Source organism: Egicoccus halophilus (genome assembly GCF_004300825.1).
Classification (GTDB): Bacteria; Actinomycetota; Nitriliruptoria; order Nitriliruptorales; family Nitriliruptoraceae; genus Egicoccus; species Egicoccus halophilus.
Genome location: NZ_CP036250.1, coordinates 2514724 through 2537319 on the forward strand (window position 1 = coordinate 2514724; position 22596 = coordinate 2537319).

General features: G+C 72.1%; 22 protein-coding genes and 1 pseudogene. 11 read left to right on the top strand and 12 right to left on the bottom strand.

Annotated features, from left to right (window positions below; translation table 11 throughout):
- Window positions 1–187 precede the first annotated feature (187 nt).
- Window positions 188–1117: a YihY/virulence factor BrkB family protein gene (locus tag ELR47_RS11285; protein ID WP_165404024.1), complete on the top strand. Its 930-nt coding sequence runs from the start codon at window positions 188–190 to the stop codon at window positions 1115–1117.
- A 158-nt stretch (window positions 1118–1275) separates the two neighbouring features.
- Window positions 1276–2421 carry a phospholipase D-like domain-containing protein gene (locus tag ELR47_RS11290; protein ID WP_130649988.1) on the top strand — a complete coding sequence of 382 codons (1146 nt, stop codon included), beginning with the start codon at window positions 1276–1278 and terminating at the stop codon, window positions 2419–2421.
- A 16-nt stretch (window positions 2422–2437) separates the two neighbouring features.
- On the opposite strand, the gene gcvT is transcribed toward ELR47_RS11290, so the two are convergent.
- Entirely contained in the window at window positions 2438–3538 is a 1101-nt protein-coding gene (gene gcvT, locus ELR47_RS11295; RefSeq protein ID WP_205745208.1) for a glycine cleavage system aminomethyltransferase GcvT, read from the bottom strand.
- A 312-nt stretch (window positions 3539–3850) separates the two neighbouring features.
- Between gcvT and ELR47_RS19355 the strand changes: the two are divergent.
- The 7 genes and pseudogenes from ELR47_RS19355 to ELR47_RS11325 all read left to right on the top strand — a co-directional run.
- A pseudogene (locus tag ELR47_RS19355) lies at window positions 3851–4066 on the top strand (biotin/lipoyl-containing protein); the annotation flags it as partial.
- Between the two features lie 222 nt (window positions 4067–4288).
- The gene (gene lpdA, locus ELR47_RS11300) at window positions 4289–5713 is read left to right on the top strand and encodes a dihydrolipoyl dehydrogenase (protein WP_370469421.1); all 1425 of its coding nucleotides are present in this window, start codon (window positions 4289–4291) and stop codon (window positions 5711–5713) included.
- Between the two features lie 31 nt (window positions 5714–5744).
- A complete protein-coding gene (gene sucB, locus ELR47_RS11305; protein ID WP_308420350.1) occupies window positions 5745–7262 on the top strand; it encodes a 2-oxoglutarate dehydrogenase, E2 component, dihydrolipoamide succinyltransferase in 1518 nt (505 codons plus the stop codon).
- A 77-nt stretch (window positions 7263–7339) separates the two neighbouring features.
- The gene (lipB, locus tag ELR47_RS11310; protein WP_130651349.1) at window positions 7340–8020 is read left to right on the top strand and encodes a lipoyl(octanoyl) transferase LipB; all 681 of its coding nucleotides are present in this window, start codon (window positions 7340–7342) and stop codon (window positions 8018–8020) included.
- Complete coding sequence (locus ELR47_RS11315; RefSeq protein ID WP_229730599.1) at window positions 8017–9054, top strand: lipoyl synthase; 1038 nt, start codon at window positions 8017–8019, stop codon at window positions 9052–9054. The genes lipB and ELR47_RS11315 overlap by 4 nt, the downstream gene beginning before the upstream one ends.
- A complete protein-coding gene (locus ELR47_RS18690; protein ID WP_205745210.1) occupies window positions 9051–9641 on the top strand; it encodes a VanZ family protein in 591 nt (196 codons plus the stop codon). The genes ELR47_RS11315 and ELR47_RS18690 overlap by 4 nt, the downstream gene beginning before the upstream one ends.
- Entirely contained in the window at window positions 9641–10408 is a 768-nt protein-coding gene (locus tag ELR47_RS11325) for an SDR family NAD(P)-dependent oxidoreductase (protein ID WP_205745211.1), read from the top strand. The genes ELR47_RS18690 and ELR47_RS11325 overlap by 1 nt, the downstream gene beginning before the upstream one ends.
- Window positions 10409–10457: 49 nt before the next feature.
- On the opposite strand, the gene ELR47_RS11330 is transcribed toward ELR47_RS11325, so the two are convergent.
- From ELR47_RS11330 to ELR47_RS11345, 4 genes are read right to left on the bottom strand one after another with little or no spacing between them, the layout of a single operon-like run.
- On the bottom strand, window positions 10458–11081 hold the full coding sequence (locus tag ELR47_RS11330) for a response regulator transcription factor (RefSeq protein WP_240730355.1): 624 nt from the start codon (window positions 11079–11081) through the stop codon (window positions 10458–10460).
- Window positions 11078–12178 (bottom strand): sensor histidine kinase, encoded by a 1101-nt coding sequence (locus tag ELR47_RS11335; RefSeq protein WP_130649992.1) that lies wholly within the window; start codon window positions 12176–12178, stop codon window positions 11078–11080. The genes ELR47_RS11330 and ELR47_RS11335 overlap by 4 nt, the downstream gene beginning before the upstream one ends.
- Window positions 12175–12969, bottom strand: coding sequence for an ABC transporter permease (locus ELR47_RS11340; protein ID WP_130649993.1), 795 nt, complete (start codon window positions 12967–12969; stop codon window positions 12175–12177). The genes ELR47_RS11335 and ELR47_RS11340 overlap by 4 nt, the downstream gene beginning before the upstream one ends.
- Window positions 12966–13946, bottom strand: coding sequence for an ABC transporter ATP-binding protein (locus ELR47_RS11345; protein WP_205745212.1), 981 nt, complete (start codon window positions 13944–13946; stop codon window positions 12966–12968). The genes ELR47_RS11340 and ELR47_RS11345 overlap by 4 nt, the downstream gene beginning before the upstream one ends.
- Before the next feature lie 82 nt (window positions 13947–14028).
- Here ELR47_RS11345 and ELR47_RS11350 point away from each other — a divergent pair, with 82 nt between their 5' ends.
- On the top strand, window positions 14029–14610 hold the full coding sequence (locus tag ELR47_RS11350; RefSeq protein WP_205745213.1) for a putative PEP-binding protein: 582 nt from the start codon (window positions 14029–14031) through the stop codon (window positions 14608–14610).
- A 60-nt stretch (window positions 14611–14670) separates the two neighbouring features.
- Here ELR47_RS11350 and ELR47_RS11355 read toward each other — a convergent pair whose 3' ends face one another.
- Window positions 14671–15927 (bottom strand): mechanosensitive ion channel family protein, encoded by a 1257-nt coding sequence (locus tag ELR47_RS11355; protein ID WP_165404025.1) that lies wholly within the window; start codon window positions 15925–15927, stop codon window positions 14671–14673.
- A gap of 395 nt (window positions 15928–16322) precedes the next feature.
- Between ELR47_RS11355 and glnA the strand changes: the two genes are divergently transcribed.
- Window positions 16323–17756 carry a type I glutamate--ammonia ligase gene (gene glnA / locus ELR47_RS11360; protein WP_130649996.1) on the top strand — a complete coding sequence of 478 codons (1434 nt, stop codon included), beginning with the start codon at window positions 16323–16325 and terminating at the stop codon, window positions 17754–17756.
- A 73-nt stretch (window positions 17757–17829) separates the two neighbouring features.
- On the opposite strand, the gene ELR47_RS11365 is transcribed toward glnA, so the two are convergent.
- From ELR47_RS11365 to mmsA, 6 genes are all read right to left on the bottom strand, one after another.
- A complete protein-coding gene (locus tag ELR47_RS11365; RefSeq protein WP_130649997.1) occupies window positions 17830–18117 on the bottom strand; it encodes an isoamylase early set domain-containing protein in 288 nt (95 codons plus the stop codon).
- Window positions 18118–18287: 170 nt separating this feature from the next.
- Window positions 18288–18806, bottom strand: coding sequence for a DoxX family protein (locus ELR47_RS11370; RefSeq protein ID WP_130649998.1), 519 nt, complete (start codon window positions 18804–18806; stop codon window positions 18288–18290).
- Window positions 18806–18952, bottom strand: coding sequence for a hypothetical protein (locus tag ELR47_RS18390; protein ID WP_165404026.1), 147 nt, complete (start codon window positions 18950–18952; stop codon window positions 18806–18808). The genes ELR47_RS11370 and ELR47_RS18390 overlap by 1 nt, the downstream gene beginning before the upstream one ends.
- Window positions 18949–19617 (bottom strand): HAD family hydrolase, encoded by a 669-nt coding sequence (locus ELR47_RS11375; RefSeq protein ID WP_130649999.1) that lies wholly within the window; start codon window positions 19615–19617, stop codon window positions 18949–18951. Before ELR47_RS11375 ends, ELR47_RS18390 begins: the two co-directional genes overlap by 4 nt.
- 131 nt (window positions 19618–19748) lie before the next feature.
- Complete coding sequence (mmsB, locus tag ELR47_RS11380) at window positions 19749–21002, bottom strand: multiple monosaccharide ABC transporter permease (RefSeq protein ID WP_130650000.1); 1254 nt, start codon at window positions 21000–21002, stop codon at window positions 19749–19751.
- On the bottom strand, window positions 20999–22549 hold the full coding sequence (gene mmsA, locus ELR47_RS11385) for a multiple monosaccharide ABC transporter ATP-binding protein (RefSeq protein WP_130650001.1): 1551 nt from the start codon (window positions 22547–22549) through the stop codon (window positions 20999–21001). The genes mmsB and mmsA overlap by 4 nt, the downstream gene beginning before the upstream one ends.
- Between the last annotated feature and the right edge of the window lie 47 nt (window positions 22550–22596).

The following is a 22596-nucleotide window of genomic DNA, read 5'->3' on the forward strand; positions in this document are numbered from 1 at the left end:
GGACCTGCGGTCGGATCTGCGTCGCGGACCGATCAGTGTCCCGAGTGACGGCCGACGGCGCCGACGGCCATGCCGTCCGGACGATGGGAGCCCGTCGATGCGCCCGCCCCTGGCCTAGCGTGCGCCCATGGCCGCCGCGAGCCCCGGGCGGTGGACACGACGTCGGGCGGCGGACACGACGTCGACGATGGAGGGACGCGAGGCGACGGTGGGCGGACGGGAACACCGCAACGCGGACGACGACGCATCGGCGGGCGGCCCCGCCGGGACGGCGACCTCGCGGGCACGCTCGACCGTGTCCGGGCTGCTCGATCGCCTGCCGCGACGGGTGCGCAACCTCGTGCAGCGACTCGCCGACCGCGACCTGATCTCGCAGGCCAGCAGCCTCGCGTTCTTCGGCCTGGTGTCGGCCCTGCCCCTGCTGCTGCTCACCTTCGCCGCGGTGGAGGCGGTCGCGGGCGACGAGGCGCTCGACACCTTCCTGGACCAGGCTGCCGAGTCGGGCCCCGAGGGCAGCGGCGAGTTCCTCGAGCAGTTGGCCGACAACGGCGGCTCGTTCACGATCGCCACCATCGTCTTCACGCTCTGGCCCGCCACGGCCTACGGCGCGGGACTCCGACGGGCGCTGCTGCGCGCCAGCGGTGAGGACGAGTCCGCCCCCGGCCTGCGCGGACGTCTGCGCGGACTGGCACTGGTGCTGCTGCTGCCGACGTTGATGCTGGCCGGCCTGCCGCTCGCCTTCGTCCTGAGCACCCTGTCCGGGGACGGGACGTTGGCGACGCTGCTCGGCTGGGTGCTGGCCCTGCTCGGGGCGACCGTGCTCGGTGGCGTGGTGACCGCGACGGTCTATCGCACCTTCGCCCCCGCGTCGTTGGGCTGGCGCGGGACCGCCGGCGGGGCGGTGCTCACCGCCGCGCTCACGGCGCTGTTCTCGGTGGGTTTCGTGGTCTACCTCAACGTCGCCGACACCGAGGAGCGCTTCGGTGGCGGCACCATCGCGATCGTGGTGCTGCTGGGGTTGTGGCTGTTCGTCGCCAACGCGCTGCTGCTCGCCGGCTACCAGGGGGTGCTGGCCCTCGACCCCGAGGCGGGCACCGGCGACGGCGACGGCGGCTGAGCAGCGTGGCGCCGATGGCCCAGCCGAGCTGCGGACCGGTGCGGCCAGCGTCCGTGGGTCGGCCCGTTCTCGCGGCCGGCTCCGGTGCCGGCCCCGGCCGCAGTAGCGTGCGCCGGTCGTGAGCACCGCCGCCCGGCGCGTGGCGACGAGGACGAGGCGTGGAGTCGCTGGAGCGGTACCGCCGGGCCCTCGAGGGCCTGCTCGGGGTACCCGCCACCGAGGGCAACGTCGTCGAGCTGCTGCGCGACGGCGTCGAGATCTTCCCGGCCATGCTCGAGGCGATCGACACCGCGCAGCGCACGGTCGACCTGCTGACCTTCGTGTACTGGAAGGGGCAGATCGCCGAGCACTTCGCCGAGTCGTTGTGCCGCCGGGCAAGGGCCGGTGTGCGCTGCCGGGTGATCCTCGACTCGCTCGGCGCCCGGCACGTCGAGAAGGACGTCATCGCCTCCATGGAGGACGCCGGCGTGCTGCTGCACTGGTTCCGTCCCCTGGTTCCCGGCAACGACCCCGGGCACCGCACGCACCGCAAGGTGCTGATCTGCGACGAACAGGTCGCGTTCACCGGCGGCGTCGGGATCGCCGACGAGTGGGACGGCTCCTCGGACGAGGGCACGGGCTGGCGGGAGACCCAGGTCCGCCTGCAGGGACCGGTCGTGGACGGACTGCGGGCCGCGTTCGTCGACGACTGGATGGACGCCGAGCACGTGCTGTTCGACGACGCCGACCGCTTCCCCGAGCAACCGCAGGACGGCGACACGACCGCGATGGTGATACGGGGCGAGTCCGAGCACGGCTGGTCCGACGGTGCGCTGCTGCGACGCGCGCTGCTCGACCTCGCGCAGGAACGGGTCCGCATCACCACGGCCTACCTCGCCCCCGATCCGGCCATGATCGAGGCGCTGACGCGGGCGGTCGCCCGCGGCGTGCAGGTGCAGATTTTGCACCCCGGCCCGCAGACCGACAAGGAGATCGCCCGGCTCGCCGCCGAGAGCGTCTACGACGACCTGCTGGCGGGCGGGGTGGAGCTGTGGGAGTTCCAGCCCACGATGTTGCACGCCAAGGTGCTCACCGTCGACCGACAGCTGAGCGTGGTCGGCTCGTCGAACCTCAACACCCGCTCGTTGTCCCACGACGAGGAGGTCGACGTGGTCCTGTTCGACGCCGCGCTGACGGCCGAACTCGACCGGCACACCGACCAGGACCTCACCCGGGCCGAACGCGTCGACGAGACCTGGAACCAACGCAGCCCGGCCCGCTGGGCGCCGCAGAAGCTCGTGACACTCATCGACCACTGGACCTGACGCCCGCGCCGCCGGCTCAGCCCTTCGGGTCGCGCTCCACGAACGGGGGACGGACGACCTCGAAGGGCACCGGGGTGCCGCGCACGTCGACCTCGACGCGGTCGCCCGGCGCCATCGACGCGTCGAGCAGCGCCAGCCCGACACCGATCCCGGCCGTGGGTGAGAACGACCCGGACGTGACCCGACCGACCTCACGGTCCCCGTCGAGCACCGACATGCCGGCACGGGGCGGGCGCCGGCCGGTCCCCCGCAGCCCCCACAGCCGCCGGGCCGGGCCGGCCTCCCTCGCCGCCACCAGCGCATCGCGACCGACGAAGTCGTCGCGGTCGAGCTCGACGGCCCAGCCCAGCCGCGCCTCGCCGGGCAGCACCTCGGTGGACAGGTCGTTGCCGTGCAACGGGTACCCCATCTCCAGGCGCAACGTGTCGCGGGCACCGAGACCGCAGGGCGTGGCACCGGCCACGAGCAGCGCCTGCCACAGGCCGACGGCGGAGACCGCGGGCACCACCAGTTCGGCGCCGACCTCCCCGGTGTAGCCGGTCCGGCACACGTAGGCCTCGGCGTCGCCCACCGGCGTGCGCACGATGCCGAGGTGGGGTACGGCGGCGGGGTCGAGGTCACCACCGAGCGCGGTCAGGGCCTCGTGCAGCACGGACAGCGATCGAGGGCCCTGGACGGCCAGGATCGCCCAGTCGGCGCTCTGGTCGAGGACCTCGACGTCCTCGCCGGCCCGGGAACGCAGCCGATCCGCGACCGCCGCCGTGTTGGCGGCGTTGGGCACGGCGAGCCACCGGTCGGCCGCGAGCCGGTAGACGATCAGGTCGTCGACGATCCCACCACGCTCGTCGCAGCACAGCGTGTACTGCGAGTCCCCGTCGCCCAACCGCGCCGGGTCGTTGGTGAAGCTGGCCGCGACGACGTCGCGGGCGCCGCTCCCGGTCACGAACACCGTGCCGAGGTGCGAGACGTCGAACACGCCCACGTCGACGCGGACGGCCTCGTGCTCGGCGACGGTGCCGGCGAACCGCATCGGCATCGACCAGCCGGCGAACGGAGCGAGCCTGGCCCCGGCCGCCTCGTGCAGCGGCGTCAGCGGCGTCGGACGCAGGTCGGTCACGCAGGCTCCTGACGGGCGGGCGTCGGCGGACGACGACGGTAGTCCGTCGCGCGGCCACCCGGTCGTCTGCAGCCCCCCGGCCCCGTCGGCTAGGTTCCGGGCAGTCGCGCGGGTCCGCGCGCCACCCGGTCGCGGACCCCACGCTCGGGCGTCGGCCCACCGCGGTCCCACGAACGATCCCCGATCGGCGTGGTGCACCACGGACCGTGCCGAGGCCCGCAAGCTTCCCGCACGGGGGGAGCGCGCCGCTCCTCCTCCGTCCCGTCCCCCTGCGGCCACCAGCAGCGTCGCCGCGTACACGAGGAGCCCCACGTGGCCACCGAGGTCGAACTGCCCCAGCTGGGCGAGTCCGTCACCGAGGGCGTCATCACCGCCTGGCTGGTCGAGGTCGGCGACGAGATCGACGTCGACCAGCCGATCGTCGAGATCTCGACCGACAAGGTCGACACCGAGATCCCCTCGCCGGTCGCCGGCACCGTGCAGGAACTGCGCGCCGAGGTCGACGACACCATCGAGGTCGGTCAGGTCATCGCCGTCATCGGTGAAGGCGCCGCCACCGGCGGCGACGGCGACGGTGGGGACACGGACACCACGGGCGAGGACCGTCAGGCACCCCAGGCCCAGCCGACCGACAGCGGCCAGGACGCTCCGGCCCAGGGCGCGCCGGCCTCGGGCGGCGCGGAGTACGTCGGCGGGGCCGAGGGCACGCCGTCGGGTCCGTCGGGTGGCGAGCAGCCCGCCGCCGAGCGGATCCGCAAGGGCGAGGACCACGACTTCGACGTCATCGTCCTCGGCGGCGGCACCGGCGGGTACTCGACCGCTCTGCGCGCCGCCCAGCTCGGCCTCGAGGTCGCGCTGATCGAGAAGGACAAGGTCGGCGGCACCTGCCTGCACTGGGGCTGCATCCCGACCAAGGCCGTCCTGCAGACCGCCGAGGTGGCGGAGTTCGCCCAGGAGGCGGCCGACTTCGGCGTCACGCTCGACTACCAGGGCATCGAGGTCAAGGCCCTCAACGCCCACAAGGACGCCGTGGTCGACAAGATGTGGAAGGGCCTGCAGGGCGCGCTCAAGGGCCGCAAGGTCGAGACGCTGCACGGCACCGGCAAGCTGACCGCGAAGGACACCGTCGAGGTCGAGCTCGAGGGCGGCGAGACCCGCACGATCAAGGCCCCGGCCGTGGTCGTCGCGACCGGCTCGGCACCGCGTGAGCTCCCCTTCGCGCCGTTCGACGGCAAGCGCATCATCTCCTCCGACCACGCCCTGCACCTGACGAAGCTGCCGAAGAAGGCGATCGTGCTCGGGTCGGGGGCCGTGGGCATGGAGTTCGCCACCGCCTGGAACGCCTTCGGTGTCGAGGTCACCATCGTCGAACTCGAGTCGCGCCTGTTGCCGCTCGAGGACCCCGACGCCTCCAAGGAGGTCGAGCGGGCCTTCCGCAAGCGCGGCATCACCGCGATGACCGGGGCGAAGCTCGCCGGCGTGGAGACGACCTCGCGTACCGTCAAGTGCGAGGTGGAGACCAAGAAGGGCACCGAGGAGCTCAAGGCGGACCTGCTGCTGGTCGCCGTCGGCCGCCGCACGGTCACCGAGGGTGCCGGCCTCGAGGACGTCGGCATCGAGCTCGACGACCGCGGCTTCGTCGCCGTCGACGAGTACTGCCGCACCTCGGTCGAGGGCGTCTACGCGGTCGGTGACGTGATCCCGACGCTCGGCCTCGCGCACGCGTCGTTCGCGGAGGGCTTCCTGGTCGCCGACCAGCTCGCCGGCCTCGAGGTGCTGCCCATCGACTACAAGGGCGTGCCGCGGGTGACCTACTCGCACCCGGAGGTCGCCTCGGTCGGCTACACCGAGGAGCAGGCCAAGGGCGCCGGCTTCGAGGTGGTGCTGGAGAAGTACCCGTTCCAGGCGCTCGGCCGCGCGGCGATGGCCAAGGCGACCGGCATGCTCAAGCTCGTCGCGGAGAAGGACGACGACGCCGAGGGCGGCGCCGGTCGGATCCTGGGCGTGCACATCGTCGGCCCCCGGGCCACCGACCTGATCGGTGAGGGGCAGCTGATCTACAACTGGGAGGCGCTGCCCACCGACGTGGCGCACCTGATCCACGCCCACCCGTCGTTCAGCGAGGCGATCGGCGAGGCGCACCTGGCCCTGGCCGGACGCGCCCTGCACGGCTGAGGCACCCCGACACAACGCTCCGCCGCCGGTCGTGGTGGCGGACACCCCAACGCACAGGAGAGCTTCCGTGGCCGAGGTGGAGCTGCCCCAGCTGGGCGAGTCCGTCACCGAGGGCGTCATCACCGCCTGGCTGGTCGAGGTCGGCGACGAGATCGACGTCGACCAGCCGATCGTCGAGATCTCGACCGACAAGGTCGACACCGAGATCCCCTCGCCGGTCGCCGGCACCGTGCAGGAACTGCGCGCCGAGGTCGACGACACCATCGAGGTCGGTCAGGTCATCGCCGTCATCGGTGAAGGCGCCGCCACCGGCGGCGGCGACGGTGGCGAGGGCGGTCAGGACGAGGACACCGATGACACGTCCGGCCGGGACGAGGCCGTGCCCGCGTCGGACGCCGGCGCCGAGGACGCGTCCGGCGACGACGAGGCGTCGGCCCAGCCAGACGCCTCGTCGGCACCCGCGCCCCGATCGACCGACGGGTCGGGCGGCTCGGCCTCCGGCGGCGGGACCTCCGTCGAGGGCGAGAAGGCGCTGACCTCGCCGTTGGTGCGCAAGCTGCTGCGCGAGGCCGGCCTGTCGACCTCGCAGGTGCGGGGTTCCGGCCCGGGCGGACGCATCACCCGAGAGGACGCCGACCGTGCCATCGCCAGCGGCGGTGAGGGCGCGCCCCCGTCCGCAGCGAGCGGCGGGGACGGCGCCCGGGCTGGGCAGCCCGCCAGCGCGCCGCCGGCACCGGCGGCCGCACCGGTGCCGCCACCGCCGATGCCAGCGGCGGCTCCGGGCCGTCAACGGCCCGAGGCCTCGCCGTTGCAGATCGACTTCAGCGGCCAGCGCGAGGTCACCCAGGACCTGACACGGGTCCGCAAGGCGACCGCCAACGCCATGACGACCGCCATGCAGACCACCGCGCAGCTCACCGCGGCGGTCGAGGTCGACGTCACCGCGATCATGAACCTGCGCGCGGCCTACAAGGACGCGTTCAAGGCCAAGGAGGGCGTCAGCCTCTCGCCGCTGCCGATCATCTCCCGCGCCGTGTGCATGGTGCTGCCACGCCATCCGGCACTCAACAGCTCCATCGACATGGACTCGGGGACGGCGACGTTCCGCAACTTCATCAACCTCGGTATGGCCGTCGACACCGAGGCCGGCCTGCTCGTGCCCAACATCAAGGACGCGCAGGACCTCACCATCCCGGGGTTGGCGCGCCGGATCGGCGACATCGCGGGTCGGGCACGCTCGAAGAAGCTTCAGCCCGACGACATCAGCGGGGCGACCTTCACGATCACCAACACCGGTTCGCGTGGCACCCTGTGGGACACGCCGATCTTCACCCCGCCGCAGGTCGCGATCCTGGCCACCTGCGCGATCGAGAAGCGGGCCGTGGTCGTCTCGGACAACTACGGCGACTCCATCGCCATCCGTTGGATGACCTACCTGTGCCTGAGCTACGACCACCGCATGGTGGACGGCGCGGACACGGCCCGGTTCCTCCAGGACCTCAAGTACACGCTCGAGACCCACGACTTCGCGTCGGAGCTCGGGCTCTAGGAGCCCTCGTGACCGAGGTCCCCGGCCGGCGCGCGGCCGTCGACCCGCACTCGTTGCGGGCCGACGCCCGCGCGCCGCTGGCCGTCGTACGGCCGGGCACCGTCGCCTACGCCACCGCGTGGGACTGGCAGCGGGCCCTCGCCGCCGCCCGCGCCGAGGGCACCCTGACGCAGGACGTCGTCGTCCTGCTCGAGCACCCGGCGGTCTACACGCTGGGCCGGCGGGCCGACCGGCGCAACGTGCTGTTCGACGACGCCACCCTCGCCGCCCGCGGCATCGAGGTGGTGCCGGTCGACCGCGGCGGGGACGTCACCTACCACGGCCCGGGACAGCTCGTGGGCTACCCCATCCTGCAGCTGGTGGGCATGCGGGTGGTCGACTACGTCCGCTCGCTCGAAGACGTCCTGATCCGGGCGCTGGCGGACCTCGGGATCCGTGGCGAGCGCTCCGAGGGCTACACCGGCGTGTGGGTCGGTGACCAGAAGATCGCCGCCATCGGCGTGCGGGTCTCGGCCGGTCGGGTCACCACCCACGGCTTCGCGCTCAACGTCCGCCCCGACCTCGACGACTTCACCGGGATCGTGCCCTGCGGCATCGCCGACCGCGGCGTGTGCTCGCTGCAGACGCTCGGCGTCGACGCCGGCGTCGACGAGGTCGCCGACCGGGTGCAGGCGGCGATGGCCGAGGTGTACGGCGCTACCCTCGAACCGGCGTCCCTGGACGTCCTCCTCCCCTCGAACGTGAAGGTCGCCTCGTGACCGACCGCCCGATCGTCCCCGCCGGTGCGAAGACGCTCAACGTGGTGGGACGTGAACAGATCCAGCGCGCCGGCGTGGTGCGCAAGACGATCGACACGTCTTTGCCGCAGGGCCGCAAGCCCGACTGGCTCAAGGTCAAGGCCAGCTTCGGTGACAACTTCAAGGACGTCACCAAGCTGATGGAGGGGCTCGAGCTCAACACCGTCTGCGCGCAGGCGCGCTGCCCCAACATCTACGAGTGCTGGGAGACGCGCGAGGCGACGTTCCTGATCGGCGGCGAGGACTGCACCCGCCGCTGCGGGTTCTGCCAGATCAAGACCGGCAAGCCCAAGGGCTACGACGTCGACGAGCCGCGCCGTGTGGCCGAGGCCGTCGAGCACCTCGGCCTGCGCTTCGCCGTGGTCACCATGGTCGCCCGCGACGACCTCGACGACTCGGGTGCCTGGCTGGTGGCCGAGACGATCCGCCAGATCCGCACCCGCACCCCCGAGGTCGGGGTCGAGGTACTGCCGAGCGACTTCGGCTACGGCCACGACCCGATGAAGGGCGCGGCGGCGCTCGAGCAGGTGGTCGACGCCGAGCCCGACGTGTTCGCGTTCAACCTCGAGACCACCCGCCGGCTGTTCCCGGTGATCCGACCCTCGTTCGACTACGACCGGGGGCTCGCGTTCCTGGCGCTCGCGCGCGAACGGTTCCCGCAGACCACGGCGGTCAAGTCGAACCTGATCGCCGGCATGGGCGAGACCGACGACGAGATCCTCGAGTGCATGCGTGATCTGCAGGCCGCCGGCGTGAACACGCTGACGATCGGGCAGTACCTGCAGCCCTCGGCCCAGCACCTGCACCTCGACCGCTACGTGACGCCCGAGGCGTTCGCCCGCTTCCGCGAGTACGGCGAGGTCGAGCTCGGATTCGACCACGTCGAGTCCGGGCCGATGGTGCGCTCGAGCTACCACGCAGGTCAGCAGGCCATCGACGCCAAGGCCTGGGCGCCCTCCGCCGGGCAGCCCGGAGCACCGCTGCCGATCGTGTGACCGTCGCGCAGGTGACCCTCGGCGTCTTCGATCTCGCCGGGCTCGTCGCCGCGCTCGTGACCGCACTCGCGCTCGCCGGGGCGGTCGGGGCGGCCTCGTCGTGGTGGCGGCGCCGCCGGGACGGTGCTCCGCGGCGGGTCCGTCGACTCGCGGCGCTCGACGGCGGCCTGGTCGGGAGCGTGGCGCTGTTGGTACTCGCCACGTTCTCGCCGCTCGCCGCCCTGGGAGCCCCGGCGCCGGCGTGGGGGCCGATGGTCAATCTCGTCCCCGGACGGGAGCTGGTGGCGGGTGGGCTCGACGTGGCGGTCGTCAACGTCCTGTTGCTGGTGCCGCTGGCCGTGGTCGCGGCGTTGCGCTGGCCGTGGCTCCCGGTGCCTGTCCTGGCGCTGGCCGCGCTGGGCGTGTCGTTGGCCGTGGAGCTGGGTCAGCTGGCCCATCCCCTGCGGCTGACCAACGTCGATGACGTCCTGCTCAACACCTTCGGGGCGACGGTGGCCGCCGGGCTCGTGCGCCGGCGACCGGACACCCGAAACCCGCCCTACGGTGCCGCGCACGAACGGGCAGACCGCGACGGGACGGACGACTGATGCGCATGCTGGTGACCGGCTCCACCCAGGGCATCGGGCTCGAGACGGCTCGGCAGCTGACGGCCGTCGGCCACGACGTCGTGCTGCACGCCCGCAACGCCAGCCGGGCCGACGACGTCCGCGGGCACCTGCCCGACGCGCCGGTCGTCGTCGGCGACCTCGCCTCGCTGCGGCAGGTCCGCGACCTCGCCGACGCGGCGCGCGAGCACGGCCCCTACGACGTCGTCGTGCACAACGCCGGTCTCGGTGGCGGCCGCGACCAACGGGTGGTCACCGAGGACGGCTTCGAGGAGCTGTTCCAGGTCAACACGCTGGCGCCCTACCTGCTGACCGCGCTGCTGCCGGCGCCGAGCCGGCTCGTCCACCTGACCTCGGGGCTGGAGGCGCAGGGCACCTGGCGCCCCGACGACCTGCAGTTCGAACGGCGCCCGTGGGACGGCATGCAGGCCTACTGCGACACGAAGCTGCACGACGTCCTGCTGGCGTTCGCGGTCGCGCGGCGCTGGCCGGACACGCTGAGCAACGCGGTCGACCCGGGCTGGATCAAGACCCGCATGGGTGGTGCCGGGGCCACCGACGAACTGCCCGACGGGGCCGAGACCCAGGTGTGGCTGGCGGCCAGCCAGGACGATGCGGCGTTGCAGAGCGGTCGCTACCTCAAGCGCCGCGAGGTCCTGGAGCCGAACCCCGTCGCGCGGGACGTGACGGCCCAGGAGCAGCTGCTGGAGATCTGCGGCGAGCTGACCGGTGTCGCCTTCCCCGGCTGACGTCGTCTCGCCCACCGCCGTACCCCGCGCCGCCGACGCGTCCCCGACGTCACAGCCAGCCGCGTTCCCGGGCCCGGCCGGCGGCCTCGACGCGGTTGCGCGCCTGGAGCTTGGCGATCGCGCTCGAGAGGTAGTTGCGCACCGTGCCGTCGGCGAGGTGCAGCGTCGCGGCGATCTCGCTGTTGGGACGCCCGTCGCCGGCCAGCCGCAGCACGTCGCGCTCCCGGTCGGTCAGCGGATCCACCGCGTCCCAGGCCGCGACGGCGAGCTGTGGGTCCACGACCCGCTCCCCCGCGGCGACCTTGCGCAGCGCCGCGACCAGGTCACCGATCGGCGCGTCCTTGAGCACGTAGCCGAGCACCCCTGCCTCCATGGCGCGGCGCAGGTAGCCCGAGCGGGCAAAGGTCGTGACGATCAGTACGCGGGTCGGACTGCCGCGGCGGTGCAGTTCCGCCGCGACGTCGAGGCCGCTGCGCCGTGGCATCTCGATGTCGGTGAGCAACACGTCGGGGCCATGCGCGTCCACGGCGGCCAGCGCGGCGTCCCCGTCCTCGACGCTGGCGACCACCTCGACGTCGGGCTCGAGCTCGAGCAGGGAGGCGAAGGCACCGCGGACCATGCCCTGGTCCTCGGCGAGCACGACCCGGAGGCGGACGGACATCGGTCCGCTCATCCAGCGACGTCCTGGGGCACCGTGACGACCAGCCGCGTGCCGGCCGAGGTGACCCGCTGGACCTGCCCGCCGAGCGCGGTCATGCGCTCCTGCATGCCGCGCAGCCCGTTGCCGGCCTGGGCGCTCGCCCCGATCCCGTCGTCGACGACCTCCAGGCGGACCTCGTCGCCCTGCTCGGACAGGCGGATCGTGCAGTGCCGGGCCTGGGCATGACGCACCACGTTGGTCACCGCCTCCCGCAGCGCCAGCCCCAACGCCTGTTCGACCGACGGCGCGAGCACGACGTCGCGGTCGAGCACGACGTGCAGGTCGACGCCGACCCGCTCGAGCGCCTGACGGGCGACCTCGACCTCGTCGTCGAGTGCCACCTGCCGCCAGCCCGCCAGGGTCTCACGGATCTCGGTCAGCGCCGCGCGTGCGACCTGTTCGATCTCGACGGCCTCGGCGGCAGCCCGGGTGGGATCGGTCGGGGCGAGCCGCTGCACGAGCTGCGCGCGCACGACGATGCTGGTCAGCGAGTGGCCGGTCAGGTCGTGCAGGTCGCGGGCGATGCGTTCGCGTTCGGTGGCGGTGGCGAGGTGGGCGATGCGGGCGTTGTCGACCCGGAGCCGCGCGGCCTCGACGTCGCGTTCACGGTCCTCGATGCAGGCCATGCCCACGACCCAGAGAAACACCACCGTGGGCAGGAACGTGATCAGGCGGAACACCATGTCGACCGGGTGGACCAGTGCCAGCACGACCGCGAGCACGCTCAGCGCGGTCATCCACCGGATCGCCGGCTGTCGCGGCCGGGTCATCGACGCGGCGGCCGCGGCGTAGATCAGGAACACCGAGGCACCGACGTTGACCGTCAGCAACGCGATGCCGAGCCCGGTCGCGATCCAGGGCAGCCACTCGCGGACCGCACCCCCGCGTTCCTCGGCGACCACGAACAGCACGGCGAACCCGAGGGCGGCACCGCCCGCCAGGGCCCAGTGCCACCAGCGCGCCGACGGGTCGAAGGCCGGCTGCCACACCAGCATCAGCAGGTACGCGAGGTACCAGTAGCCCGAGATGCGGCGAGGAGCACGGGCGACGGAGGCGCTGGAGGTGGTCATGGCTTCGCAGAACGATACGCGAGCCCGGCGACGACCGCCGCCACCACGGCGAAGGCGGCGAGCGGCCACACGTGCCCGGCGATCGTCCCGACACCGATCTGGGCCAGGCCGAGCTGCGCGAGATGGTAGGTCGGCAACAGCGGTGCCAGACGCTCGCCGACGAGGTCGGGCAGGTTCTCGAGCGGCATCCACAGTCCCGAGGCGATCGACGCCGGGAGATAGAGCGCGTTGAGGACGGCCGTGGTCGCGTTGGGGGTGGCGAGGAACCCGACGGCGAGGGCGACCAGCGCGAACGGCAGCGCACCGACCACCAGCACGCTGGCCAGACGCAGCCACGTCGCCGCCTCGACGTCCAGCGTGCCCATCGCCGCGGCGATGCCCGTCATCGCCAACAGGACCCCGACCGAGTAGGGCACCGTGGCGAGCACCTTGGCGACCAGTGTCACCGGCAACGGGGTGGCGGTGACCCGCTTGGCACGCAACCAGCCTCGCTCCCGGTCGTCGGCGACCCCGATCCCGGGGTTGAGCAGGGTGACGCCGAGCACCCCGAACGTGCCGAACGTGGCCAGCATCCGGGTGCCGACGACGATGCCGCCGCCGTCCTCGGCGCCGTACAGCCCGGCGAACAGGGCGAAGAAGCCGACGGGCATCGCGACGGCGAAGAACAACCCGGTCGGTTCCCGCAGGATGCTCAGGAGTTCGTCGCGCAGCTCCACCCGCAGCAGGCGGGCCGTTCGCCGGGTCGCGTCGTCGAGGTCGCGGGTCGCGGTGGGCGCGGTCAGGGCGGTCATGCGGGTACCTCCTCGGTCCGGCCGTCGGTGGGACGGGGATCGGCCGGCTCGTCGGGTTCGGTGTCCGACGGTGCACCGGTCAGGTGGAGCAGGGCCTGCTCGAGGTCGGCGCCCTCCACACGCAGGTCGGTGAGGTCGGGATCGTGCGCGAGCAGGCAGCGCACGGTGCGCTCCACCGCCGTGCTGGCGATCCGCGCGAGGCCGCCGGTACGGGTGACGGCCCCGACACCGGGAAGCGTGCACACCGTGGCGTCGTCGAGCCGGGTACGGGCGGTGATGGTGCGGTCGGGCAGCAGCGCAGCGAGCTCCGCAGGGGCGCCGACCGCGACGACGCGGCCGCGGGCGAGCACCACGACCCGGTCGGCCACGGCGGCCGCCTCCGCCACGAGGTGGGTGGTGACCAGCACCCCCGTACCGCGGTCCCGGCGGGCCTGCAGCGTCGACCAGAACGCGCGCCGGGACGCCACGTCGAGACCGACGGTCGGCTCGTCGAGCAGCAGCAGGTCGGGATCGGCGACGAGCCCCATGGCCAGCTGCACCCGCTGCTGCTGTCCACCCGAGAGCCCCCCGGCGCGTCGTCGGGCGAGCTCCGCGATCCCCACCTCGGCCAGCACCGCCCCGGCCGCCGACACCGGGGTCCCGGCCCGTACGGCGGCACCTCGCACGAGCTCGCGGACGGTCAGGGTGCGGGGGAAGCCGATCGACTGCTGGACGACGCCGAGGTGTCGCCGGGTCGCCGCACGCCGCGGGTCCCCTCCGGCCACGCGCACCCGCCCCCGTTGCCGCGCGAGCAGCCCGGTCGCCAGCCCGATCACGGTCGTCTTGCCGGCCCCGTTGGGCCCCAGCAGCGCCACGCACTCCCCCGCTGCGACCCGCAGCTCGACATCGTCGAGCGCGAGGTGGTCGCCGTAGTGGTGACGGATCGCCGTCATCTCGAGCACGTCCTGCACGTCCTGCACGTCCTGCACGTCCTGCACGCGCGTCTCCTGTCCGATCGTCGTTCCTTCAGCATCCCGGACCGTCGGCGGACGCGGCAGTCGACGTCGTCAGCACCCGACCGTGACAGCTGTCACGACGACCGGTGAGCCCTCGGGTCGGGAGGGTCGCCCGGCGTGCCCCACGGGTCCTTGTCCCCTGCCCGGAGCGCGTCACCGGGGAGACAGTGGAAGTGCGCCGGGATCGGCGGCGCCGCCGCCGGTACGGGTCCGGCGCAGGGCTGCCGAGGTCGAGACGCCGCGAGCGGCCCTGCTCGCCGGTGAGCTCGCTCCGCTGGCCGACTTCCTCTCCTTCGGTACCAACGACCTGACGCAGCTGACGTTCGGGTTCTCGCGCGACGACGTCGAGGCCCGACTGATGCCGCACTACCTCGCACACGACCTGCTGCCGGCCGACCCCTTCGCGACCCTCGACGCGCCGGGCGTCGGCGAGCTGGCACGGCTGACGACCCGCGACGCCAAGGCCGCCTCCCCGGCGACCGAGGTCAGCGTGTGCGGCGAGCACGGGGGGGACCCGGCCTCCATCGCCTGGTTCGACCGCTACGGGCTCGACGACGTGTCGTGCTCGCCGTCGCGGATCCTGGTCGCCCGGCTGGCCGCCGCCCAGGCCGCGCTCGGCGCACAGGACCCGGACCGGGACCGGTGAGACAGGCACACCGCCCGGGGCGGCCGGCGCCCAGCGCCCGGCCGCCCCCAGGCCGTCGGCTCATCGGGCCTCGGGGTCCTCGCCACCCGACGAGCTCGCGGCGAGCTCGGCACCCATCGCCGGGCGGTCCCGCTCGTCGGTGGGCAGCAGGTCCGCCAACTCGTTGGGGGCGCCGGTGTCGCCCTGCTTGGAGGCGCGGACGGCCCGCTGCAACCGGGTCTCGGGTGGGACCGGCGAACGGAACGTCGCCGCCTGCTCGTCGCCGAGGGCGAGCGGCTGCTCCGTGCGCAGCCACACGGTCCGCTGCGGGAACGGGATCTCCATGTCGGCGACGTCGAAGGCGTTCTTGATCCGGCGCCGCAGTTCGCGACCGATCGCCCACTGCTCGCCGGGCCGGGTCTTGATCACCAGCCGCAGGTCCACGCTGTCGTTCCCCAGCGTCTGCACCCCCCACATCTCGGGTTCGTCGAGGAACAGCGCCTCGTAGTCGGGTTCGTGTGCCATCTCGCTGGCGACCCGACGGATCAGGTCGGCGGCCACGTCGACGTCGGCGCCGTAGGCGACGCTGACGTCGAGCAGTGCGCGTGCCCACTCCTGGCTCATGTTGCCCACCCGGCGGATCTCGCCGTTGGGGACGTGCCACAGGGTGCCCTCGACGTCACGGATGCGGGTGGTGCGCAGGGTGACACCCTCGACCACGCCGGTGGCCTCACCGACGTTGACCACGTCTCCCACGCCGTACTGGTCCTCGATGAGCATGAACACGCCCGAGAGGAAGTCCGAGACCAGGTCCTGGGCACCGAAGCCGACCGCGATGCCCACGATGCCCGCACCGGCGATCAGGGGCCCGAGGCTGATGCCGAACGTGCCGAGCACCATCGACAGCGCCACGGCCCAGATCACCACGCCGAGCACGCTGCTGGCCAACGCCCCGAGCGCGTCGGCCCGCTGGGCACGCCGCTCAGAGTACGACGCGCGCCCCTCCCCCGTCGCCGCCCGCTGTCGGCGGCGTCGGGGGCCGTCGTCGGGCTTCTTGACCTGCACGACGGCCCGACGCAGCGCCCGCCTCGACAGCCACAGCACCGACCAGGCGATGAGCACGATGAGCGCGACCTGGAACGCCGGCTCGACTGCGTTCTCGATCAGACCGATCGACCAGTCGGGCAGGTCGGTGTTCTGTTGCAGCCACTCCGCGAACGGCCGGTCGATGATCTCCGGATCGAACAGCGGCTCGTGGGGTACGGGCTCCTCGCCGGTGCCCTCGCCCGCGTCGTTCGGGGCGTCGAGCGCCAGCAGGAGCAGCGGTGACCGGGGCATGGGACGCTCCGACGTCGGGCGGCGATGGCCCGCCGAGGCTACTGCGGCTCCCGACGCCGTCGCGGTGTGGCGTTCGGCAGCCATCCACGCGTTCGGGACGAGTGGTCGGGAGGCGGAGCACGCCGTCGGCGTAACAGACGCGTAACGTCGGGGACACGGCGGTGACGCAGCGGCTTCCTAGCGTCCGCTCCGGCAGGTCGCGGGCACGACTGCGAGGTCGTACCGCGGCGGGCGGGGCGCCTCCGCCGAGCCCAACCGCGGCCGATTCGCGTCGCGGACCGGCCGTGTCGGTCTGGGGGCGCCCCGCCTCCTGCCGCACGATCCGATCGCGAAGGGGACCCACCGCGCGAGTTCGCCGCCCCCGTCGTGAACCAACCGCAGCAAGGAGCGAGAAGTTGGGTAGCTCACCGCAGAACGCGCAGGACGTGCTGGACCTCCTCGAGAGCGAGGGGTTCGAGTTCGTCGATCTGCGTTTCATCGACCTGCCGGGCGTGACGCAGCACACCACGTTCCCCGTCACGAACATCGATGCGGACACGTTCGAGAACGGCATCTACTTCGACGGGTCGTCGGTCCGGGGGTTCCAGGGCATCCAGGAGTCGGACATGCTCCTGCTCCCCGACCCCGCCACGGCCTTCGAGGACCGGTTCCGGACCCGCAAGACCCTGGTGATGTACTGCCACATCCACGACCCGATCACCGGCGAGGCCTACTCGCGCGACCCGCGCAACGTCGCCCGCAAGGCCGAGGCGTTCCTCGCCTCGACCGGCATCGCCGACACCTCGTTCATGGGTCCCGAGGCCGAGTTCTTCATCTTCGACTCGGTCCGGTTCGACTCGCAGGGCCACACGTCGTTCTACGAGGTGGACTCGATCGAGGGATCGTGGAACACCGGTCGCGAGGAGGCGGGCGGCAACAAGGGCTACAAGCCGCGCACCAAGGGGGGCTACTTCCCGGTCCCGCCGATGGACCACTTCACCGACCTGCGCTCCGAGATGGTGCACAACCTCGAGGCCTTCGGGATCCAGACCCAACTGCACCACCACGAGGTCGGCTCGGGCGGTCAGGGCGAGATCGGGATCGAGTTCGACACGTTGGCGAAGATCGCCGACAAGTTGATGACCTTCAAGTACGTGGTGAAGAACACCGCGCACGCCGCCGGCAGGTCGGTCACCTTCATGCCCAAGCCGATCTTCGGTGACAACGGCTCGGGCATGCACACCCACCAGTCGCTGTGGAAGGACGGCGAGCCGCTGTTCTTCGACGAGGCCGGTTACGGGCAGCTCTCCGACACGGCCCGCTGGTACATCGGCGGCCTGCTCGCCCACGCCCACTCGGTGCTCGCGTTCACCAACCCGACCACCAACTCCTACCGACGCCTGGTGCCCGGCTACGAGGCACCGGTCAACCTGGTGTACTCGGCCCGCAACCGCTCCGCGGCGGTGCGCATCCCCGTCTCGGGTGACAGCCCGAAGGCCAAGCGCATCGAGTTCCGCGTCCCGGACCCGTCGTGCAACCCCTACCTGGCGTTCTCGGCCATGCTCATGGCCGGCCTCGACGGGGTCCGCAACAAGATCGAGCCGGCCGACCCGGTCGACAAGGACATCTACGACCTGCCGCCCGAGGAGCTGCGCAACCTGCCCTCGGTCCCGCGCTCGCTCGAGGAGGCGTTGGCCGGTCTGGAGTCCGACCACGAGTTCCTGCTCGAGGGCGGCGTCTTCACCGAGGACCTCATCGAGACGTGGATCGAGTACAAGCTCGACAGCGAGGTGGCCGCGGTCGCCCTGCGTCCCCACCCCCACGAGTTCGAGCTCTACTACGACATCTGAGCGTCCGGCAACGAACGACGGACGGGCGGTCGCCGTGTGGCGACCGCCCGTCCGTCGTTTCCGGTGACGTCGATCAGACGGTGAGCAGTCCGTCGGGGGCGTCGACGTAGTGGCCGTCGACGTGCTCGGCGTCGGGGTCGTTGTGCCACTCCCCGCCGTCGACCAGGTAGCGGAACTGCAGACGGGTGCCGGCCGGGACCTCCACGACCGCAGAGCGGGTGCCGTTGCTGCGCTTGCGCATCGGCGTGGCGTACGGGTCCCAGCCGTTGAAGTCCCCGACGACGGAGGTCGGGGGCGTGTCGGCGGGCAACGAGAAGGTGATCTTCACCGTTCCGTCGCGCGTCGGGCGAGTCTTGAGCATGCGTCGAATCTCCGGGAGGACGGCTGCCGCGGCACACGGCGCGTGACCCGAGTTTCCCACACCCCGGCCGTTCGGCCGGTTTTCCGGTGCCCGATTCGCGTGGTGTGCCCGCTCCGCGCTCGCCTGTCCCGCTCGCGCCGGGACGGCCCGCACGTCGACGGGCGCGCTGCTCAGCCGGCGTCGCGGTCGCGCGTCGTCCACCGCAGGGTTCCCGCGCCGATCCCCACCGCCAGGGCCGCCGCCCCGACCCCGACCCCGTTGACGAGGATGCCCAACGCGGCGTCGAGCGACCAACGGCCCGGCCCGGCCGTCGCCAGGGCGGCGGCGACCACGACGAGGTAGTAGTTCAACTCCCAGCCGTTGCGCACCGACCAGAAGCCCTTCGTGCCCGCGTTGACGTACGCGGCAACGGTCATCGTCCCGATCACCCCGGCGGCCGCCAGCGGCGTCAGCAACCCGACGGCCAGTGCGAGCCCGCCGGCGGCCTCGGTGGTCCCCGCGAGCACCGCCGCGCCCCGTCCGTCACCGAACCCGAGCGAGCGGAACCAACCGGCGGTCCCGGCCAGACCACCGCCGGAGAACCAGCCGAACAGTTTCTGGAACCCATGGGCGGCGAACACGACGCCGACGAACACGCGCAGCACCAGCAGCCCGGCGTCGACCCCCGCGGCGGTGGCGAGCTCGCTCATCAGCGCAGCAGGCCGACGAGCCAGGCGGCGATCAGCAGGGCGACCAGCACCACCGCGACGGTCGCGACCGGCCCGCCCTGCGCGATCCGGTTCATGAACCCGGAGGCGTGGTCGACGTCGCGGTCCTCGGCGTTCGGATCGGTCACGACGCCACCTCCTGGCGTTCGGGGACCAGCGCGGCGACGGTGACCTCGTCGACGACGCGGTCGGCCTCCGCCAGCGTCGCACGCTCGATCCCCGGCCGCAGCACCGCCACGGTGAACATGCCGGCGGCGCGGCCGGCGGCGACACCGACCCCGGTGTCCTCGACCGCCGTGCAGCGCTCGGCCGGCAGCCCCAGGTCGCGCGCCGCGACCACGTACGGGGTCGGGTCGGGCTTGTGGTGCGGGACGTCGTCGGCGCCCACGACCACCGAGACCAGCTCGCGCAGATCCCCGCGCTCGAGCACGGCGAGCACGTGCCGGTGGCTCGACGACGACGCCATGGCCAACGGGACGCCGGCCTCGGCCAGTGCCCGCATGGTGGCGACGGTGTCGGGATGCAGGTCGAGGTCCTCGTCGAACAACCGCTCGAAGCGGGTGCGCAGCCGCTCGACGAACGCCGCCTGCTCGCCGAGGTCGGCACGGCCGGCGAAGTAGTCCCAGCACCAGGGAAACGGCCGACCGATGACGGCGGCGAAGTCCGCCGGACTCGGTTCGTAGTCGTGTTCACGCAGGGTGAGCTGCCAGGCCTGCTCGGCCAGTCGCTCCGTGTCGGCGAGGGTGCCGTCGCAGTCGAACACGACGGCCGTGGGCAGTGCGGAAGTGGTCATGACACGAGTCTAGGAACCCCGCGCGGTCGAACGGTCAGCCTGACGCCGTCCCACGCACCGGCGGTGGCACGCACGCCGGCGACGGCACCCGTCGGTCGGGTGCCGCCGCGGCGTCGTGGTGGACGGACGCCTCAGGCGCCGGCGCGTCGCTTGTTGACGATGTCGAACGCGACCGCTGCCAGCAGCACGAGGCCCTTGATGGCCATCTGCCAGGCCGGGTCGACGTTGAGGATGGACAGACCCATGTTGAGCACGCCCATGATCAGGGCGCCGACGATGGCACCCGACACCTTGCCGATGCCGCCGGTCACGGCCGTACCGCCGATGAAGGCGGCCGCGATCGCGTCGAGCTCGAAGTTCTGTCCGGCCGCCGCGACCCCGGCGCCGGCCCGCGAGGTGGTGACCACCGCGGCGATGCCGGCGAGCAGCCCCATGTTGACGAAGATCAGGAAGTTGACCCGGCGGGTGTTGACGCCCGAGAGCACGGCCGCGTGCAGGTTGCCGCCCATGGCGTAGACGTGGCGGCCGAAGACCGTCCGCCCCATGACGAACGTGTAGAGCACGATCAGCACCCCCACGATGATGAGCACGATCGGCATCCCGCCGGCGCTCCGGGCGAGCTGGTAGGTCACGTAACCGATGAGCACGGCGAACAGCGCGAGCTTGCCCACGAACGCGCCGGACGGCTCGGTGGTCAGGTCCATCCGCTTCAGCGCCGACCGACTGCGCAGCTGGGTGACGACCAGGCCCGCGATCGCCAACCCGCCGATCAGCAGGGTGATCACGTCGAGGTTGGCGACGTACCCGAGCGCATTGGTGACGTAGCCGTTGCTGATCCGGTTGAACTGCGGCGGCAGACCCGCCACGGTCGTGCCGACGATCACGATCGCCAGACCGCGGAAGATCAGCATGCCGGCCAGCGTGACGATGAAGGCCGGGATGCCGACGTAGGCGACCCAGAAGCCCTGCCACACCCCGACCAGGCCGCCCACCCCGATCGCGAGCACGGACGCGAGGAGCCAGTTGACGTCCCAGCTGGTCATCATCACGGCCGCCAGCCCACCGACGAACGCGACGACCGATCCGACCGACAGGTCGATGTGGCCGGCGACGATGACCATCACCATGCCGATCGTGAGGATCAGCACGTAGGCGTTCTGCTGGACCAGGCTGGCGATGTTGTTCGGGATCAGCAGCCGGCCGTCGCTCAGCCACTGGAACAGCAGGACGATGACGATCAACGCCGCCATCATGCCGTACTCGCGCAGGTTGCGGCCCAGGTACTGACGGATGCCGCTGCCGCCCCGGTCGTCGCCGGCCGGGACGGACGGCTGCTTGGGGTCCTCGGGCTGGTCCTCGACCGCCAGCGGTGCACGCTCGCTCATCGGGAGACTCCCATTCTGTCCATGGTCATGAAGCGCATGAGGGATTCCTGGTCCGCCTCGTCGCGCGGCAGGACGCCGGTGATGCGGCCCTGGCTCATCGCGTAGATGCGGTCACAGATGCCGAGCAGCTCCGGCAGCTCGGAGGAGATCATGATCATCGCCTTGCCCTGCGCCGCCAGGCCGTTGATGATCTGGTAGATCTCGTACTTGGCCCCGACGTCGATGCCGCGGGTCGGCTCGTCGAGGATCAGCACGTCGGGATCGGAGAAGATCCACTTGCTGAGCACGGTCTTCTGCTGGTTGCCGCCGGAGAGCTTGCCGACCAGCGCGTCCACGCTCGGGGTCTTGATGTTCATCTCGCGGCGGTAGCGCTCGGCGGCCGAGATCTCGCGGCCGGCGTCGACCACCCCGAGGTTGGCCACCTTGCCCAGGGCGGAGGCGGAGATGTTGCGCTTGATGTCGTCGATGAGGTTGAGGCCGTAGCGCTTGCGGTCCTCGGTGGCATAGGCGAGCCCCGCGCGGATGGCCTCGCGCACCGAGCGGATCGTGATCTCGCGCCCGTCCTTGACCAGCGTCCCCGAGATGTTGGCACCGTAGGTGCGGCCGAACACGCTCATGGCCAGCTCGGTGCGCCCGGCCCCCATCAACCCGGCGATGCCGACGACCTCGCCCCGACGGACGAACAGCTCGGCGTCGTCGACGACCTTGCGGCTGCGGTCGATCGGGTGGTGCACGGTCCAGCCGGAGATGCGCAGGACCTCGTCGCCGATCGCCACGTCACGCTCGGGATAGCGGTTGGCGAGGTCGCGGCCGACCATGCCCTTGATGATGCGGTCCTCGGTGACCGGCTCGACGCCGTGCATGTCGAGCGTCTCGATCGTCATGCCGTCGCGCAGGATGGTCGTCGCGTCGGCGATCGCGGCGATCTCGTTGAGCTTGTGCGAGATGATGATCGAGGTGATGCCCTGGGCCTTGAGGCTGCGCAGCAGCTCGAGCAGGTGCGCGCTGTCCTCGTCGTTGAGGGCGGCCGTCGGCTCGTCGAGGATGAGTAGTCGCACCTCCTTGGAGAGCGCCTTGGCGATCTCGACCAGCTGCTGCTTGCCGACCCCGATGTCGACGACCTTCGTGTCGGGGTGCTCGTGCAGCCCGACACGCTCGAGCAGCCGGGCCGCCTCGCGGTTGGTGGCGTTCCAGTCGATGACGCCGCCGCGGGCCCGTTCGTTGCCCAGGAAGATGTTCTCCGCCAGGGACAGGTAGGGGCTCAGCGCGAGCTCCTGGTGGATGATGACGATGCCACGGGCCTCGCTGTCGCGGATGCCGCGGAACCGGCTCACCTCGCCGTCGTAACGGATCTCCCCGTCGTAGGAGCCGTGCGGGTAGACGCCGGAGAGGACCTTCATCAGCGTCGACTTGCCGGCGCCGTTCTCGCCGCAGATCGCGTGGACCTCGCCGCGGGCGACCGTGAGGTTCACGTCGGTCAGCGCCTTGACGCCCGGGAAGGTCTTCGTGATGTCCCGCATCTCGAGGATGGGTGCGGAGGTGGCCATGTCGACCCCGGTCTCGAAGGGATGCCACGGAGGAGGCGCCGCGAGGG